17 protein-coding genes are annotated in these 16,371 nt (G+C 61.3%); 9 read left to right on the forward strand and 8 right to left on the reverse strand.

Annotated elements, in window-relative coordinates:
- Positions 1-57: 57 nt before the first annotated feature.
- Both AB4N91_RS08690 and AB4N91_RS08695 read right to left on the reverse strand, forming a co-directional pair.
- Entirely contained in the window at positions 58-1,368 is a 1,311-nt protein-coding gene (locus AB4N91_RS08690) for a sensor histidine kinase (protein WP_077749094.1), read from the reverse strand.
- Positions 1,365-2,105: a response regulator gene (locus tag AB4N91_RS08695; RefSeq protein WP_010455506.1), complete on the reverse strand. Its 741-nt coding sequence runs from the start codon at positions 2,103-2,105 to the stop codon at positions 1,365-1,367. The genes AB4N91_RS08690 and AB4N91_RS08695 overlap by 4 nt, the downstream gene beginning before the upstream one ends.
- A 307-nt stretch (positions 2,106-2,412) precedes the next feature.
- On the opposite strand from AB4N91_RS08695, the gene AB4N91_RS08700 reads away from it, so the two are divergent.
- From AB4N91_RS08700 to AB4N91_RS08710, 3 genes are all read left to right on the forward strand, one after another.
- Positions 2,413-2,679: a DUF2790 domain-containing protein gene (locus tag AB4N91_RS08700; RefSeq protein WP_077749095.1), complete on the forward strand. Its 267-nt coding sequence runs from the start codon at positions 2,413-2,415 to the stop codon at positions 2,677-2,679.
- Between the two features lie 47 nt (positions 2,680-2,726).
- Positions 2,727-2,939 carry a hypothetical protein gene (locus AB4N91_RS08705; RefSeq protein ID WP_460112303.1) on the forward strand — a complete coding sequence of 71 codons (213 nt, stop codon included), beginning with the start codon at positions 2,727-2,729 and terminating at the stop codon, positions 2,937-2,939.
- Positions 2,940-3,110: 171 nt separating this feature from the next.
- Complete coding sequence (locus AB4N91_RS08710; RefSeq protein WP_154501183.1) at positions 3,111-4,319, forward strand: cytochrome c biogenesis protein DipZ; 1,209 nt, start codon at positions 3,111-3,113, stop codon at positions 4,317-4,319.
- Positions 4,320-4,328: 9 nt separating this feature from the next.
- On the opposite strand, the gene AB4N91_RS08715 is transcribed toward AB4N91_RS08710, so the two are convergent.
- Positions 4,329-5,321, reverse strand: a complete 993-nt coding sequence (locus tag AB4N91_RS08715; RefSeq protein WP_460112304.1) for an AraC family transcriptional regulator — start codon at positions 5,319-5,321, stop codon at positions 4,329-4,331.
- A 183-nt stretch (positions 5,322-5,504) separates the two neighbouring features.
- Here AB4N91_RS08715 and AB4N91_RS08720 point away from each other — a divergent pair, with 183 nt between their 5' ends.
- Positions 5,505-5,774: a DUF4242 domain-containing protein gene (locus tag AB4N91_RS08720; protein ID WP_010455500.1), complete on the forward strand. Its 270-nt coding sequence runs from the start codon at positions 5,505-5,507 to the stop codon at positions 5,772-5,774.
- Between the two features lie 37 nt (positions 5,775-5,811).
- Positions 5,812-6,624, forward strand: coding sequence for a class I SAM-dependent methyltransferase (locus tag AB4N91_RS08725; RefSeq protein WP_010455498.1), 813 nt, complete (start codon positions 5,812-5,814; stop codon positions 6,622-6,624).
- 136 nt (positions 6,625-6,760) lie between these two features.
- Here AB4N91_RS08725 and AB4N91_RS08730 read toward each other — a convergent pair whose 3' ends face one another.
- From AB4N91_RS08730 to pcsA, 4 genes are all read right to left on the reverse strand, one after another.
- Positions 6,761-7,687 (reverse strand): universal stress protein, encoded by a 927-nt coding sequence (locus AB4N91_RS08730; protein ID WP_010455496.1) that lies wholly within the window; start codon positions 7,685-7,687, stop codon positions 6,761-6,763.
- A gap of 91 nt (positions 7,688-7,778) precedes the next feature.
- A complete protein-coding gene (locus tag AB4N91_RS08735) occupies positions 7,779-8,237 on the reverse strand; it encodes an N-acetyltransferase family protein (protein WP_460112305.1) in 459 nt (152 codons plus the stop codon).
- A 130-nt stretch (positions 8,238-8,367) separates the two neighbouring features.
- Positions 8,368-8,754, reverse strand: a complete 387-nt coding sequence (locus AB4N91_RS08740) for a DUF488 domain-containing protein (RefSeq protein WP_460112307.1) — start codon at positions 8,752-8,754, stop codon at positions 8,368-8,370.
- A gap of 6 nt (positions 8,755-8,760) precedes the next feature.
- Entirely contained in the window at positions 8,761-9,483 is a 723-nt protein-coding gene (pcsA, locus tag AB4N91_RS08745; protein WP_010455490.1) for a phosphatidylcholine synthase, read from the reverse strand.
- A 398-nt stretch (positions 9,484-9,881) separates the two neighbouring features.
- On the opposite strand from pcsA, the gene AB4N91_RS08750 reads away from it, so the two are divergent.
- Complete coding sequence (locus AB4N91_RS08750) at positions 9,882-10,604, forward strand: tellurite resistance TerB family protein (protein ID WP_460112308.1); 723 nt, start codon at positions 9,882-9,884, stop codon at positions 10,602-10,604.
- 123 nt (positions 10,605-10,727) lie between these two features.
- Here AB4N91_RS08750 and AB4N91_RS08755 read toward each other — a convergent pair whose 3' ends face one another.
- Positions 10,728-11,168 carry a cupin domain-containing protein gene (locus AB4N91_RS08755; protein WP_077749101.1) on the reverse strand — a complete coding sequence of 147 codons (441 nt, stop codon included), beginning with the start codon at positions 11,166-11,168 and terminating at the stop codon, positions 10,728-10,730.
- A 192-nt stretch (positions 11,169-11,360) separates the two neighbouring features.
- Here AB4N91_RS08755 and AB4N91_RS08760 point away from each other — a divergent pair, with 192 nt between their 5' ends.
- The 3 genes from AB4N91_RS08760 to ligD are packed head-to-tail and all read left to right on the forward strand — an operon-like array spanning position 11,361 to position 16,345.
- A complete protein-coding gene (locus AB4N91_RS08760; protein WP_172791263.1) occupies positions 11,361-12,746 on the forward strand; it encodes an iron-containing redox enzyme family protein in 1,386 nt (461 codons plus the stop codon).
- 9 nt (positions 12,747-12,755) lie between these two features.
- Positions 12,756-13,748: a methyltransferase gene (locus AB4N91_RS08765; protein WP_083376422.1), complete on the forward strand. Its 993-nt coding sequence runs from the start codon at positions 12,756-12,758 to the stop codon at positions 13,746-13,748.
- Positions 13,745-16,345: a DNA ligase D gene (ligD, locus tag AB4N91_RS08770; RefSeq protein WP_460112309.1), complete on the forward strand. Its 2,601-nt coding sequence runs from the start codon at positions 13,745-13,747 to the stop codon at positions 16,343-16,345. The genes AB4N91_RS08765 and ligD overlap by 4 nt, the downstream gene beginning before the upstream one ends.
- Positions 16,346-16,371: the final 26 nt, after the last annotated feature.

Below are 16,371 nucleotides of genomic sequence, written 5' to 3' on the forward strand. Positions count from 1 at the left end.
GGCTGCTGCACGACGGTGTCCGACAATATAAAGGCTTTCCTTGGCCTTTGTGTCTGTTTACTGACTGCCAGGTCGAAGCGGCAACTTCAACTCCGCACACAACCCGCCGCCCTCACGATTGCTCAACGTCAACGATCCCCCGAGCGCCAACGCCAATTGCTGCGCGATCGCCAGCCCCAACCCTGTGCCGCCGGTGCTGCGATTGCGCGAATTCTCAACCCGATAAAACGGTTCCATCACATGGGTCAGTTCCTCTTCGGCAATGCCCGGTCCGCGATCCATGATCTTCACCGAGAGGCCGCCGTTTTTCGCTTCCACCCACAGCTCGGCGGCGCCGGCGAACTTCAGAGCGTTATCCGTCAGGTTTACCAGTACCCGCCGCAAGGCATGGGGCCGGGTGTCGATCACCGCGCCACTTTTGCCACCCAATGTCACGTCTTTGCCCACGTCCTGGTAGTCGAACACCAGGCTGTCGAGGAATGAATCGAGGTCGGTGCGGCGGCTTTCTTCGGTGGCGCCGTGAACGCTGCGGGCATAGGCCACGCCTTCGCGCACCAGGTGCTCCATCTCGCTGAGATCGCTCCACAGTTTGTCTTTTTCGCTGCAGTCGTCCATGAATTCGGCGCGCAGTTTCATGCGGGTGATCGGGGTTTGCAGGTCGTGGGAAATCGCCGCCAGCAGTTGCATGCGCTCCTTCAAGTACGCGGCGATGCGTGCCTGCATCGAATTGAAGGCGATGGCGGCATGGGCGACTTCGGTCGGGCCTTTTTCGTCCAGGTGCACCGCGTGGGTGTTGGGATCAAGGTTGTCCACGGCCTCGGCAAGGCGGGTGAGGGGGCGGATGGCGATTCTCACCGCCAGCCAGGTGCAGAGGATCATCAGCGCCAACTGGCCCAGCAGAACGATGGGCAACCACGGCGACAACGGCACCATCGATGGCCTGACGTCGATGGTCACCGGGCTGCCGTCCGCGAGTTTCAGGTGCACCTGAAAGTGTTTCTGTTCGCCGGGAATGTCCGTCACGGTCATCGGGTAATCCTTGCCGATGGCGTCCTTGATCGATGTCATCGCGATGGGCGTGTCGCTCATGGCCACGCCCGGCGAACCTTCGTCGAGCAAATAACGGTAGTTGCGGCGGTTCAGTTGTTGCAGCCAACCCATGCGTTCTTCGGCTGGCAAGCGGTCAAGAATGGCGATGGAGGTCGAGACGTCGGTTTCCAGATTGCCAAGCATGGTGTTTTTTGCGCTTTCGTAACGCTCGTAATACTGCGCGCCAAAGGACAGCGCCTGCGCCAGGATCAGGCCAATCAGAAAGATCAGCGAGAGGCGCGAGGCCAGGGTGCGGGGCCAACGAAGGGTGAGGTTCATGACGGCGCACCGAGCACTTCCACCGGCAGCGAAAACACATAGCCCTCACTGCGCACGGTTTTGATGTAGGCCGGTTCGCGGGCATCGTCCAGCAAGCGCTGGCGCAAGCGGCTAACCAGCAAATCGATGGAGCGGTCAAACAGATCGGCGTCGCGGCCCTGGGTCAGATTGAGCAACTGGTCGCGATTGAGCACCCGCTGCGGGTGATCGAGGAACACCCGCAGCAATCGGTATTCCGCACCGCTGAGCGCGACCATGGTGCCGTCTTCGTCCAGCAAGTGCCGGGCCGAGGTGTCCAGGCGCCAGCGCCCGAACGCCAGCAGGCGACCGCTTTCGGTGACCACCAGGTTTGGCGGCAGCATCCGCGTGCGGCGCAGTACGGCGTTGATTCGCGCGAGCAGTTCACGGGCGGCGAACGGCTTGACCAGGTAATCGTCGGCGCCCATTTCCAGGCCGATGATGCGGTCGGTTTCGTCGTTGCGGGCAGTGAGCATCAGCACCGGCGTGGCCTTGTGTTTGCCGGCGCGCAACTCGCGGCAGAGCATCAGGCCGTCGTCGCCCGGCATCATGATGTCGAGCACGATCAGGTCCACCGGCGTGGACTCAAGGAAGCTGCGCATCTGGCGTCCATCGGCGACGACCGTGGTGCGCAGGCCGTTCTTCTTGAGGTAGTTGCCTACCAGTTCCCGGATCTCGCGGTCATCGTCCACGATGAGAATGTGATCGACGTGTTCCATGGGGGCCAAGCCTCTATCAATGGGGGATGTTGCGCAGTCTATCGGGCCTTGGCCCGCTCGCCCGCAGCCCTTTGTATTGCAGTGTATCTGGCGTAGCGACGGATACATGCAAAGGCAAAAATGCGGTTTTCCAGGGGTTTTGTATCGCTCTGTATCAGGGGCCGGCTTTGATACGTACCGATTTACACGCGGCTGTTTTCGACACAGACGAGATACCTCGCGAGCTTCTAATGGGTTCCATCGAGGCAACCCACACCGCCTCTGCTCAATCGAACGACCTACCCATTGAAGCCTTGAGGAAACCGCCATGAACACCAAAGCCATCTACGCCGCTTGCCTGTTTGCCGCCCTGAACATCTGCACCTTGTCGGCCCGCGCCGAAGCCGCCGATGTCAGCGCCAAAACCTACACCTACGGCACCCACCTTGACATCAAGAAAGTGCTGTCGCTGAAAGAAGACGCCGCGCCTTCCTGCGGGGTTGTGAATGCCCAGCTGACCTACCTCGATTCCCAGCACAAAACCCAGGTGCTGGATTACCGCAAATTTGCTGACGGCTGCAACGCGGACAACTGAGTCCTTCGCGGACCGATTGCCAACCCCTTTGAAACAGGAAGAACACCATGAACAACGTCACCCGCTTTTTGACCGCTGTTGCTTTCTCCGCAGCCGGCGCGGCTGCCCATGCCAATGCCGCTGTTGAACAGAAAAGCTGTGGCAGTGCGACCTGCTTCCAGCTGACGCCGGTGGCCGAGCAGGGCGCTCATGCCTTGCTCGCACAGGACGGCTCGAGCCGCACGCCGCAAGGTCAGCTACAGGAAAACCAGAAGGCCTGATGCCCGAACCCTGTTTTGTGAACACCACAATTCCAGTGTAGGAGCGAGCCTGCTCGCGATGGCGGAGTGTCAATCGACATCAGTGTTATCTGACACACCGCCATCGCGAGCAGGCTCACTCCTACAGGGGGTAGGTGGTGTGTTGTTCTTCTCTATTTCAAGGTGATTACCATGTTTCTCATCGCTTTTCTGGGCGGCATATTGACCGTCCTCAGCCCCTGTATCCTCCCGGTGGTGCCGTTCCTGTTCGCTGGTGTCAAACGCACCCGTTCATCCATTCTGCTGACCCTCGGCGGCATGGTCCTGACCTTTGCCCTGATCGCCAGCCTGGCGGTGGTCAGCAGCGAGTGGGTGGTGCAAGCCAACAACACCGGTCGTCACGTCGCGCTCTTCGTGATGGGATTGTTTGCTCTGTCGCTGATTTCCGCCCGTGTCGGTGACTGGATGGCCCGTCCGTTCGTGGCGCTGGGCAATCGCCTTGATCCCGACACCCGCAAAATGTCCGGCCCGCTGGGTTCGGTCATGATCGGTGTGGCCACAGGGCTGCTCTGGGCGCCGTGTGCCGGCCCGATCCTCGGGGTGATTCTCACCGGCGCCATGCTCCAGGGTGCGAACGCACAGACCAGCCTGTTGCTGCTGGCCTACGGCCTGGGCAGCGCACTGTCCCTGGGGACCTTGATCTTCGCCGGTCGCGGTTTGGTCAATCGCTTGAAAGTGTCGATCCCGGTCACTGGTTGGTTGCGTCGTGGTGCCGGTGTTGCCGTGCTGGCGACCGTGGCGGTGATTTCCACCGGTGCCGACCGGACACTGTTGGCCGGCACCTCGTCCGAAGGCGTCAGCAGCCTCGAGAAGGGCGTGATAGAAACCGTGCCGAAAGTCGTCGACTACTTCGTCAGCAAGGTCAAGGCCGACTCCATGGACAACGCCCAGGGTGCCATGCCGTCGCTGTCCGGTGCCGTCCAGTGGCTGAACTCGCCAGCGCTGAGCAATGATTCGCTCAAAGGCAAAGTGGTGCTGGTGGACTTCTGGACCTACGACTGCATCAACTGCCAGCACACCCTGCCGTATGTGAAGGACTGGGCGAAAAAATACGAAAAGGATGGCCTGGTGGTCGTCGGCGTCCACACCCCTGAATACGGTTACGAGCGCATCATCGACAACGTCAAGGACCAGGTGAAAAAGCTCGGCATCACCTACCCGGTGGCCATCGACAACAACTACGCGATCTGGCGCGCCTTCGACAACCAGTACTGGCCCGCTCACTACCTGATCGACGCCAAGGGCCAGGTGCGTTACACCCACTTCGGTGAAGGCGCCTACGAAACCCAGGAAAAGATGATCCAGCAACTGCTGGAAGAGGCCAAGGCACCTTCGGCGTAACCCTCGACATCAATGGCTCACAGGCTGCGCGCCGCGGGCCATTGGTTTTTTCTCCTGATTGCGCCGCCACGCCGCCGGTGGCGCGCCGTACTCTCGACGAAAGGCACGGCTGAAGGCCGTGTCGGTCTGGTAGCCCACCTCTTCGGCAATCCGCATCAACGAACTGTTACTGCTGCGTAACAGGTTCGCCGCCAGCAACATCCGCCACTGCGTCAGGTACTGCATCGGCGAACTCCCCACCAACTGCGCAAAGCGTTCCGCCAACACCGACCTTGAGGTGCCGGCGGTTCGCGCCAGTTCATCCAGGGTCCAGGCGTGACAGGGTTTTTTGTGCAGCGCATTCAGGGCGGCACCGACGATCCGGTCACCCACACCGGCCAGCCAGCCGGTCCGGCCTTCACCGCATTCGTTCATGTACAGGCGCAACACCTCGATGAACAACACCTCGGCCAGTTTCGCCAACACACCTTCGCCCCCGGGCCTGGGCGAGCGTGCTTCGGCCAAGGCATAACGCACCGATGATTCCAGCCAGATTCCGGCATTGGAGCCGCGCACATTGACCCGGACCACCGCCGGCAATCCCGTCAGCAACATGCCCGCCAACCGCGTATCGCAGGCCAGATAACCGCACACCAGTCGCGTGACCGCGCCGCCTCCGCCGTAACTCAGTTGCCGGGGACGGCGCGCCAGCACCACGTCCAGCCGCTTGCCGGTGACCGGCGTCAGACCGGGTTGCGAGCTCATGCGATGGGCATCGCCCTGGGGGAACACCACCACATCGCCGGCGGTCAGGCGCAGCGGCGCAGCGTTTCCCATCTCGACATAGCACTGGCCTTCGGTGATCAGGTGGAATATCACCACCCGCTCGGCACCGGGCTCCAGAAAGGGGGCCGCCGTGTCGGCACTGGGCGACTGGTAGCACCAGGGTGCCGTGAACCTGGCATTGATGAAAATCGCGCCGACCAGGCGGACGACGCGCAGGGTTTGGGACAGGGCGTCCATGGTGACTTCCCATGCGACTAAGGGCTTTCTGATTGTGAGCGCGTTGCCGGGTAACGTGAATTCTCCGGACGATCGGGCAGTGTTGCCCGACGATCGGGCAGGACGCCGGCCCGCGCCGGAGCGATAGTTTGCCTACAGGGCCACTGCCGACCCTGTCATCAATAACAAGACTGAGAGGTTGCCATGCCAAAGTTCGTCATAGAACGCGAGATTCCAGGTGCTGGAACACTGTCAGAAAGGGATTTGAAAGCCGCTTCGCAAAAGTCCTGCCGGGCATTGCGCGACTTGCCGCAGGTGCAGTGGCTTCAGAGTTATGTCACGGGTGACAAGTTGTACTGCGTGTACATCTCGCCGAGCGAAGCGCTGATCCAGGAGCACGCGAGGCAGAGCGGTTTCCCGGCCAACCGCATTTCCCAGGTGATGAACATCATCGATCCGACCACGGCGGAGTAAGCCGGGCTTGCGTTCCAATCCTTACGGAGCAGATTTAATGAGCACCCCCCTTGATCTCACTGCCCTGAAAAACCGCCAGATGGTCTCCTGGGCCAGTGGCGATTACGCCGTGATCGGCACCACCCTGCAAATTGTCGGCGAGCAACTGGCTGAAGCCTGTGACTTGCTCTGCGACGAACGCGTGCTGGACGTGGCCGCCGGCAACGGCAATGCGACGCTCGCCGCTGCACGCCGAGGTTGCAACGTCACCTCGACCGACTACGTGGCGGCGCTGCTGGAGCGCGGCGAAGACCGGGCCCGGGCCGAGCGCCTGGAGGTGACCTTCCAGGTCGCCGACGCCGAGGCGCTGCCGTTCGAAGACGCCAGCTTCGATGCGGTGCTCTCGACCTTCGGCGTGATGTTCACGCCGGATCAGGCCAAAGCGGCTTCAGAACTGGCGCGGGTCTGCCGTCCTGGCGGCCGGATCGGCCTGGCCAACTGGACGCCTGAAGGTTTTGTCGGCCAGATGTTCAAGACCCTGGGCAAACACCTGCCGCCACCGCCAGGCGCACAACCGCCTTCAAACTGGGGAACCGAAGCCTGGTTGCACTCGCACTTCGATGAGCGTGACTTTCAGGTCCAGGTGACGCGCCGCACCTTCAACTTCCGTTATCGCTCGGCGGCGCACTTCATCGACACGTTTCGCACCTGGTACGGCCCGGTCCACAAGGCCTTCGCGGCGCTGTCTCCCGAGGGAGCCCAAGCCTTTGAAAGCGACCTGACTGAGCTGATCAACCGGATGAACAGAGCGGGAGAGAAATCGGTGGTGGTGCCGAGTGAATACCTGGAGGTCGTCATCACCCGACGTTAACCAGACGACACAAAACCCTGTAGGAGCGAGGCTTGCCCGCGAAGACGGAGCGTCAGGCAACATCGTTGTCGACTGATACTCCGTCTTCGCGGGCAAGCCTCGCTCCTACAGGGGATGCGGTGTTTTGTAGAGGGCGTTACTCATCCACCCGCTCGGTGTACACCACCCACACGCTGCAGGGCATTTTGTACAGCAGGTGCTCCACTGTGCTGCCGATCAACCGGCCCAGACCGCGATGGCCGACCCGGCCCATGACGATCACGTCGACGTCGTAGGCGTCGACATAGCGGGTCAGGACCTTGGCCGGGTTACCCATGATCATGTGCCGCTGCTCGGGCGCGATGCCGTTGCGCTCGGCCAATTCATTGAAGGCGTCCTCCTGGTAGTCGAACAGGGTCTTGGCCTTGCCGGAGTTGAAAAACGCCGAGCCGTTGTCAAAGCCGAACTCGTCTGCGCTGATCGAGGAAAGGTCATAGGCGTAGACCACGTCCAGCTCGGCGTTGCAGGCACTCGCCAGTTTCGACGCTTCGTGCAGGATCCGGTCATTGAACGTTTTGTAGTGATCATCGCGATGAAAAGGATCGACCGCCGCGACAACCTTGCGTGGCAGGGCGTGAACGGCATGGCTGACAAAATGCAGCGGCACCGGGCATTCACGCAGCAAATGCACGTCGAGCGGGGTAAACAACAACCGCGACAGCAGAGATTCGTGCTCCAGCGCCTTGATCAGCACGTCCATCGGCTGCTCTTTGAGGTGAATCAGGATTTCTTCCAGCGGGCGTTCGACCCACGCCACCTCGGTGGTGACGTGGACGCCGATCTTGCGCAGGGGACGGGCCTGTTCTTCGAGCCACTGGCGGTGTCGATCGACGTAGCCCAGACGCATTTGTTCCAAGGCCTTTTCGTTGACCAGGCTGGCGGTGGCCAGGCCTTCCAGGTAATCGAACGCCACGATGTGCAACGCCGCATCTTCAGCCTTGGCCAGCGCCGCGGCTCTGTCGAAGGCGGGGCTGTGTTCCATCAGTGGCGAGGCGACCAGCATGAAGCGTGATTGACCAGACATGTCGAACCTCCCGCGTCGTTCAATCCCCTAAGTATTGACCATGATCGACCTCCCGTCCGTCAGACCGGCGCGGGTTGGGTGGGCGTGGCAGTCAGAGGGAGGTCAGTCGCCGTTCCATGATGACCGTGCGCTCGGCTCCGTGGAATTCGTCGCGGACTTTTCGAAAGCCCAGCTTGAAGTAGAAGGCTTCTGCGGTGATGGAGGAGGGGACGCGCAAGACCTCGATTTTGGCTTCGGCGGCGATGGACTCGATCGTGGCCATCAATTGCCTCCCGAGGCCGCGTCCTTGTTGAGTCGGGTCGACAAAGACGCTACGTACCACATCGCGATCAAGGCTGGCCGTGGCCACGATATGACTGTCGATCATTGCGACGAAGACCTGGCGTTGGGTCAGCAGCGTGCGAATGGACTCGGTGGAAAAGCTCTTTTCCACCTGCTCGATGATGTCGGGTGAGTAGTCCAGGGCATTGGACTGGCGCAGCGACTGGATGATGACCTGGCTGATGGCGGACGCGTCAGCTGCGGTGGCGGGCCGTATTTGCGGTTTCATGGTGCTACCTCAGTCCTTTGAACATCCAATTCCCCTGTGGGGGCGAGCCTGCTCGCGATGGCTGAGTGTCAGTCGACATCTACATCGGCTGGAAAGCAGTCATCGCTAGCAGGCTAGCTCCCACAGGGATCTAGGCAATCTGTGCGCCGCGTGCTGCCAGCAACTCCCGCAACACAGAACGATGGCAATGCGCTTCATCCTCGCAATAACACCCAACCGCCAGCGCGGTTTGATGGGAGAGGGCGGCCAGCAGATCCAGCAGTTGACTGGGCGCCGGGTGGTTCATTTCCGCCTTGAACTTGCGCCGAAAGGCTTCCCAGGCTTTGTCATCGGTGGCCACTTTGGCTTCGGCCACCAGTTCCGCACTCGGCGACAGCAGTGGCTGCCACACATCATAAAAGTCCCGACGGGCGAAATCGGCTTTCGGTACACCACGAGGGGGGCGGCGTACCGTGCCGATCCGCAACCCTTCATCAGGCAGGCGCGGCGAGCCGAGTCGAACGATATGGATGGCCATGCTGCGTTACTTTTGGCGCGATCCGTCGAACCACTCCATGGCGGTGCGCCAGATGCAGATCCCCAGGAAGTAAGCCGACATCAGCAGCCAAAGCCCCATGACCATCGGGTTGATGACCGGGTGATTGACCACCAGCGACAAGCTGCACAGCAGCCAGATGGCGGTCACGGCAATGTTGATCGGCATGAACTTGCGCACGCGAAACGGGTGCAGGAACTTCATGCGGGTCACGGTCAGCAAGGCCAGGCCAATGATCGTCAGGAAGGTAATCCACGGCGATGGGGCAATGATGTACAGGCACAGGGCCACGACGTTCCAGGCGGCGGGGAAGCCCTGGAAGTAATTGTCTTTGCTTTTCATGTTGACGTTGCAGAAGCAAAACAGCGACGAAACCAGAATCAGCGACACGGTCAGCAGCAGCGTGTAGTCCGGCAAGGGGATGTAGCGATAGATGAACAGCGCGGGGATGAACACATACGTCAGGTAGTCGATCACCAGATCGAGAATCGATCCATCGAAACTCGGCAACACCGACTGCACATTGACCTTGCGTGCCAGGGCACCGTCCAGCCCATCGACGATCAGGGCCACGCCCAGCCACAGCAGGCAGTTGGTGGCCTGGTTTTCCAGCAAGGCGAGGGTGGCGAGGAAGGCAGTGACCACGCCGGTGGCGGTAAAACCATGGGCGCCCCATGCTTTGAGTCTGGCGATGTGTAGGGTGGATATCACGGGGGGCGTTCTCCAGAAAGATGAAGCAAGCCAGTCATCACCCTCATTATCAAGGGCGGCGGCAAACCGGTTCGGTTGCAGGTATCGACCGGAAATCCGGGAATAAGGTTCACCGCCAGTAAATCTTAGCTGGGCCGGCAAAAAATACTTTGGATTAATCTGCAGTGCTGTTCACTGAACACTGGCACACAGGCTTACCCGTTTTTGTGGCGAGGGAGCTTGCTCCCGCCGGGCTGCGTAGCGGCCCCAAAAAATGTGGCAGCAATGCCGGTTTTTGTGAGTGCTATGCACTCTAGCGGGAGCAAGCTCCCTCGCCACAGGCCAAACGGTAATGGCGCATTTGCCGGCGAGGACTATTGTTGCCTGACCGGGTCACTCCCATCGATGAGGACGTCGTCATGAACACCAGCGATTTGCTCGAACAACTCCTGCGGGCCGGCCAGGGCTCCAGGGAGCGACAGGGTGGCGCATCTGCCCAGGGCGGCATCGACGGCGGTCTGGGCGGGTTGCTTGGCGGCTTGTTGGGCGGTGGCGGTGGTTCAGCCATGGGCGGGGGCGGATTGGGTGGTTTGCTCGGTGGCCTGCTCGGCGGTGGCTCACCGCTGGGCGGCTCGACCCGGACCCGCTCAAGTGGCGGCACCAACTATGCGGCCCTGGCGTCGCTCGGGATGATGGCCTTCCAGGCGTATCAGGCATGGCAACGCAGTCAGGCGGCTGCGCTGCAACAGGCACCGCGCACCGTAGATCTTTTGTCTGGTCCGGAAGTCGAGGAGCACAGCCATGCTGTGCTGCGGGCGTTGATTGCTGCAGCGAAGGCCGATGGCCGGATCGACGACGCCGAGAAACAGATGATCAGTACCGAACTGGGCCGTCACACCGACGACCCGCAATTGCAGCAATGGCTGGATGACGAAGTGGCCCGGCCGCTGGATGCCGCTGATGTGGCGCAGTCGGCGACGGATCCTGGCATGGCGTCAGAGATGTACCTGGCCAGCGTGATGCTGGTGGACGATCAGCAGGATGCCGAGCGCAACTATCTGGATGAGCTGGCGGCGGCGCTGAAGATCGACCCTGAGCTGCAAGTGCATCTGGAGCAGCAGGCCAAGGGTGGTGCGGTTTAGGGGCCCGTTAAACCGGGTTGTCTTTCAGGCCGCCTTCGTTAGCAGGCCAGCTCCCACAGTGGATTTGCGGTGTGCGCAAGGTCCCTGTGGGCGCTAGCCTGCTAGCGAAGAACGATAACGCGGTCAAACTGCCGGTTTGGGCACCAGGAAAATAACCCCGTACGCTTCGGCAATCTCCAGTATCCGCGGTAAATCCTCCGGTACCCTTAATTGATCCACCGCCGCAAAAAACTGCCCGCCCCGCGGATCCGACACCACGCCAATCATCTTCGCGGTAGGGCTGATGTTCTTGTAGGCATGGATCGAACCCCCGGGGATATGCACATACCCCCCGGCCGAGACGGTGGTGGACTTGCCCGCCACGGTCACTTCGACCTGGCCGTCGACCACATAGAACGCCTCGTCCCACGGATGAAAGTGCAGCGGCGGCCCACCGCCTTGCACGCCTTCCTGGATATGCATCTCAAAGGGCTTGCTGAGGTCGCCGCCCGCGAGGATGGTGATCGCCTCGCCCACGACATTTACGGGTGCCGGCGATTGCTCGATGACGTGCACCGTTCGCATGATTGCTCTCCGAAGATGACCCCGTACCCGCTGATTATAGGCCGCGTGCACCGGGCGGGCGGTGCTGCACAGGTCCGTCCGTCAGGGCGATTTCAACGTCGATTGAATTTTTCTCCGGGCAAATCGCTCTGCTGATGTAGAGACGTGTTGATTCAACGTCCTGCCACTGGCCTTAGACCGAGAGATGCGCCCATGACTGCCCTGACACGACTTGAATCGCGGCCCGCCCACGAACACCCGATCCCGGCCGCCGGGAGCCTTAAACAAGCCTATGAACACCTGCTGCTGGGCGTCGATCCCGAGCAACGGCGTGCTCTGGCGCGAAGCTTTCTCGAAGTGCAGCTGGAACACGCCACCCACTTGCCTCAAGAAATGCCAACGGACCTGTCGGCCCTGCAATCGTTCGTCGAACACCACAGCGTCGACGTTGCCCGCCAATACGCCGACTACCTGCAACAACGCAAAGAAGGCGGGCCCCGGCAGTTTTTCACTAACAAGGCGCACGCGCTGTTTTTCCTGCAAGCCGTGGCCCCGACCAAACTGGTCGACGGCGCCTGGTTGTACGGCCTGTTGCGTCAGTGGCGCGATCCGCGTTTCGAAGGGCTGATCTGCACCTATCTGGAAGAGCTCGGCGACGGCAACCCGGCGCAGAATCATGTGGTGATCTACCGCAAGCTGCTCGCCGAACATGGTCTGCAAGACCCTGGGGTGATCGCCGATGAGCATTACCTGCAGGGCGCGATACAACTGGCGCTGGGCGAATCCGCCGACGAGTTTTTGCCGGAGGTGATCGGCTACAACCTGGGCTACGAACAGCTGCCATTGCACCTGCTGATCAGCGCCTATGAACTCAGCGAATTGGGCATCGATCCGTATTACTTCACCCTGCACGTGACCATCGACAACGCCAGCACCGGCCACGCGCAAAAAGCCGTGCAGTCGGTGCTGCAACTGCTGCCGGTGGAAGGCGATCGTGAAGACTTTCTGCGTCGGGTTGCGCTGGGTTATCGACTCAATGATCTGGGGCAGGGCAGTCGCGCGATCATCGAGTCGTTCGACCTCGACGCCGAGCTGCTCAACATGCTTGAGCGCAAGCGTCCGTTCGGCCAGCACATGCATTCCGACTACTGCCGTTTTGAAGGCAAGACCGTCAACCAGTGGCTGTCCGCGCCGGAGCAGTTGCCAGGGTTCCTTGCCGCCATGGAAAAAAAGGGCTGGATCAAGCGCGGACAGGATCCTCAGGCCAGTCGCTTCTGGCAGTTGATCGAGGGGGATGGTGCCGCCATGTTCGGCGTATTCAGCCCCTATGAAAAACAGCTGCTGCATGACTGGATTGCCGGCAACTGGACGCCTGAGCGCTCAGCCACAGCGGTCCGCCGAGGCACGAGTGTCGCGACAGAACCGCCAGTGCCCGACAACGACCCGGATATCCAGAGCCTGCAAACCTCGCTGGAGGGGCTTGCCGCACACGAGCAGATGCCCGTGCTGATCCCGTGGTTGTCGGCCCATCGGCATTCCCATCCAGCCGGCCTGATGGCTACGCGACGGTTCATCGAACTCAAATCCAGCCTGCGATAGGAGCACGGCATGAATCAGGAAGAACAACTGGGCGCTGCCGATCTGGCGCTGGTGCAGCTGGGGCGCCGTTTGCAGGCCGATGGTTACCGGTTTATCACCCCGACGCCGCTCACGCACCAGCGGGTCAACGACCGTGCCTTTGGGCAAAACGCCCGGACCTTGCGCGACGTGTTCGGCTGGTCGCGCTCATTCGAACCGGGCCTGCTGTCGACCGATGAACAGCGGCAGTTGCAGGAGGCGGGCGTGCTGCAAGAAAGCAACGGCCGACTGAAAAGCCGCGTGCGCTGGTCCAGCCTCGATGATTTGCTGTTCGTGCACTCGGGGTTTCCCACCGACGCGGCGGACGCGGTGTTTTTCGGACCGGACAGCTACCGGTTTGCGCAGCTGATCCACGCTCATCTTCAACAATCCTTCGCGCCGATCCGGCGCGCCGTCGACATTGGTTGCGGCGCGGGTGTCGGGGCGATTGTGATTGCCCGCGCACGCCGTGAAGCCGAGGTGCTGGCCGTCGATATCAATCCCGCGGCTCTGCGTTTGACGGCGGTCAACGCGGCCCTGGCGGAAGTCGCTAACGTCACGGTCGAGGCCAGCGATGTGCTGCAGGACGTCGACGGCCAGTTCGACCTGATCGTCGCCAATCCGCCCTACATGGCCGACCCCACCGAGCGCGCTTACCGGCATGGTGGCGGCGCTCTCGGTGCGCAGTTATCGTTGCGCATTGTCGAGCAGGCGTTGCTTCGACTGGCGCCCGGTGGCTCTTTGGTGTTGTACACCGGGGTGGCAATGATCGATGGCCAGGATCCGTTTCTTGAGGCACTGACCCCGCGCCTTGAATCGCCGATGTTCGGCTGGACCTATCGCGAACTCGATCCCGATGTGTTCGGTGAAGAGTTGCTGACGCCCGGCTATCAACGGGTGGAGCGGATTGCGGTCGTGGCCTTGATCGTCACGCGCATCGGCCCCGGCATTGGGGGACGCGTCGAGCCAACAGGTGCGCCATGAACAAGAATCTGGATGATTACAACCGCATGCGCGATTTTTCGGCGACCTCTGAGCCCGCCGCGAAACGTTCAGGCAAGAAAACTGCGAAAGACCATGCCTTGCAGTTCTGTATCCAGAAGCACGATGCCTCGCGGTTGCACTATGACTTTCGCCTGGAACTCGATGGCGCACTGAAAAGCTGGGCCGTGCCGAAAGGCCCCTCGCTAGACCCCAAGGTCAAGCGCCTGGCGGTCCACGTTGAAGACCATCCGATCGATTACGCCACGTTCGAGGGCAGCATTCCGGAAGGGCATTACGGTGCCGGCGATGTGATTGTCTGGGACCGGGGCGTGTGGATCCCCCAGGAAGATCCGGCCAAGGCCTATGCCAAAGGCAAGCTCAAGTTCGAGCTGCAAGGCGAGAAACTCGGCGGCTTGTGGAACCTGGTTCGCACGCACATGCCGGGCAAGCAGGAGCAGTGGTTTCTGATCAAACATCAGGACAGCGCGGCGAAACCCGAGAGTGATTACGATGTGGTCGCCGCCGAGCCCGACAGCGTGCTCAGTGACCGCACCATTGTCCCCAAAAAGGCCAAGACCGCCGCCAAGCCCAAACCGGTGAAGAAGCCGGCCCGCAAGGCCCCGGCTAAACAGCAGTCGGCGCAACTCACCGGGGCTCACAAGGCCAGGCTGCCCGACCAGCTCAAACCGGAATTGGCGACGCTGGTGGAAAAAGCCCCGCCGGGCGAGTGGAGCTATGAGATCAAGTTCGACGGCTACCGGATCATGGCGCGCATCGACCACGACGAGGTGAAACTCTTCACCCGCAACGGCCACGACTGGACCCACAAATTGCCGAAACAGGCCGAGGCGCTGGCCGCTCTGGGCCTGGAGTCCGCCTGGCTCGACGGTGAGATGGTGGTGGCTAACGAGCAGGGTGTGCCGGACTTTCAGGCGCTGCAAAATGCCTTTGAATCCAATCGCAGCGGCAACATCCTTTATTACCTGTTCGACATGCCTTACCTCAATGGCGTGGACCTGCGCGAGGTGCCGGTCGAGGAGCGGCGGGTCGCGCTGGCAACGGTGCTCAAACCCAATAAAGATCCTTTGCTGCGCTTCTCCGACGCGTTCGGCGAGGAGCCGGAAGCCTTGCTCAACAGTGCCTGCCAAATGCAGATGGAAGGGCTGATCGGCAAGCGCCTGGGGTCGCCTTATGTGTCACGGCGCAGCAGTGACTGGATCAAGCTCAAGTGCAAACATCGGCAGGAATTCGTCGTGGTCGGGTTCACCGATCCCCAAGGTGCGCGCAATGCCTTCGGCGCGTTGCTGCTGGGATTGCATGACCGGGACAGTGGCGAGTTGCGCTACGCTGGCAAGGTCGGCACCGGTTTCAACGAGACCACGCTCAAGCACATTTATGAACAGCTCAAACCGTTGCAGGTGAAAAAACCGGCGGTGGTCAATCCGCCGACCGGTTTCGACGCCAAGGGTGTGCATTGGCTCAAACCGGTGTTGCTCGCCGAAGTCGCGTTCGCCGAGATGACCAAGGACGGGTCGGTGCGCCATGCCGTATTCCATGGCTTGCGCGATGACAAGCCCGCCGAAGACATCACCGAGGAGCGTGCGAAAGCCGTGAAAGCCCAGACCAGCAGGAAATCCGCCGCTGACAAACCGGCCACCGCGACGAAAAAGAAAACGGCCAAGGCAGCGCCCGCGCCCTCACAAGTCGGCCTCGGCGACGGCAAAGTGCGCATCACCCACCCGGACCGGGTGATCGATGCGAGCAGCGGCACCACCAAAGTGCAGCTGGCGGAGTATTACGCCAGCGTCGCCGAATGGATTCTGCCCGAGCTCAAGGATCGGCCGGTGGCGCTGGTGCGCGCCCCGGACGGGATCGCCGGCGAGCTGTTCTTCCAGAAAAACGCCGAGCGCCTGGCCATTCCGGGCATCACCACGCTGGACAAGGACGTCACCGGCCAACCGGTGATGATCATCAACAACGCCGAAGCGCTGATTGGCGCCGTGCAGATGAGCACGGTGGAACTGCACACCTGGAACGCTACCACGGAGAATCTCGACAAACCTGACCGCTTCGTTCTCGACCTCGATCCGGACCCGGCGCTGCCGTGGAAAAGCATGGTCGAGGCGACTCAGCTGACGCTGTCGGTACTGGATGAACTGGGGCTCAAGGCCTTCCTCAAGACCAGCGGCGGCAAGGGGATTCACCTGGTGGTGCCGCTGACCCGAAAGCACGGTTGGGACGAGGTGAAGGACTTCAGCCACGCAATTGTCAGCTACATGGCGAAGTTGCTGCCGGAGCGCTTTTCGGCGGTGTCAGGGCCGAAGAATCGCGTCGGGCGGATCTTCATCGATTACCTGCGCAATGGACTGGGTGCCACTACCATCTGCGCCTATGCCGCCCGCACCCGCGAAGGGTTGCCGGTGTCAGTGCCGATTTTTCGGGAAGAGGTGGCAGAGCTCAAGGGCGGTAATCAGTGGAATATCCACAACGTGCAGGAACGACTGGCTGAAGTGGGTGATGAACCATGGGCGGACTTGAAGAAAACCCGGCAAACCATCACCGCCGACATGCGTCGGCGGGTCGGAATGAAAAAATAGCGTCTTGGTTAGTCGCGTTCTTTGCA

The organism is Pseudomonas sp. H3_D04 (assembly GCF_054669175.1).

Excerpts from the sequence above, each read along its gene's own strand:
- AB4N91_RS08735 (WP_460112305.1), bottom strand. The coding sequence starts at position 8,237 with ATGAAACCGCAAATACGGCCCGCCACCGCAGCTGACGCGTCCGCCATC.
- ligD (WP_460112309.1), top strand. The coding sequence starts at position 13,745 with ATGAACAAGAATCTGGATGATTACAACCGCATGCGCGATTTTTCGGCG.
- AB4N91_RS08715 (WP_460112304.1), bottom strand. The coding sequence starts at position 5,321 with ATGGACGCCCTGTCCCAAACCCTGCGCGTCGTCCGCCTGGTCGGCGCG.
- AB4N91_RS08710 (WP_154501183.1), top strand. The coding sequence starts at position 3,111 with ATGTTTCTCATCGCTTTTCTGGGCGGCATATTGACCGTCCTCAGCCCC.
- AB4N91_RS08760 (WP_172791263.1), top strand. The coding sequence starts at position 11,361 with ATGACTGCCCTGACACGACTTGAATCGCGGCCCGCCCACGAACACCCG.
- AB4N91_RS08720 (WP_010455500.1), top strand. The coding sequence starts at position 5,505 with ATGCCAAAGTTCGTCATAGAACGCGAGATTCCAGGTGCTGGAACACTG.
- AB4N91_RS08750 (WP_460112308.1), top strand. The coding sequence starts at position 9,882 with ATGAACACCAGCGATTTGCTCGAACAACTCCTGCGGGCCGGCCAGGGC.
- AB4N91_RS08695 (WP_010455506.1), bottom strand. The coding sequence starts at position 2,105 with ATGGAACACGTCGATCACATTCTCATCGTGGACGATGACCGCGAGATC.
- AB4N91_RS08690 (WP_077749094.1), bottom strand. The coding sequence starts at position 1,368 with ATGAACCTCACCCTTCGTTGGCCCCGCACCCTGGCCTCGCGCCTCTCG.
- AB4N91_RS08765 (WP_083376422.1), top strand. The coding sequence starts at position 12,756 with ATGAATCAGGAAGAACAACTGGGCGCTGCCGATCTGGCGCTGGTGCAG.
- AB4N91_RS08730 (WP_010455496.1), bottom strand. The coding sequence starts at position 7,687 with ATGTCTGGTCAATCACGCTTCATGCTGGTCGCCTCGCCACTGATGGAA.
- AB4N91_RS08725 (WP_010455498.1), top strand. The coding sequence starts at position 5,812 with ATGAGCACCCCCCTTGATCTCACTGCCCTGAAAAACCGCCAGATGGTC.
- AB4N91_RS08700 (WP_077749095.1), top strand. The coding sequence starts at position 2,413 with ATGAACACCAAAGCCATCTACGCCGCTTGCCTGTTTGCCGCCCTGAAC.
- AB4N91_RS08705 (WP_460112303.1), top strand. The coding sequence starts at position 2,727 with ATGAACAACGTCACCCGCTTTTTGACCGCTGTTGCTTTCTCCGCAGCC.
- AB4N91_RS08740 (WP_460112307.1), bottom strand. The coding sequence starts at position 8,754 with ATGGCCATCCATATCGTTCGACTCGGCTCGCCGCGCCTGCCTGATGAA.
- AB4N91_RS08755 (WP_077749101.1), bottom strand. The coding sequence starts at position 11,168 with ATGCGAACGGTGCACGTCATCGAGCAATCGCCGGCACCCGTAAATGTC.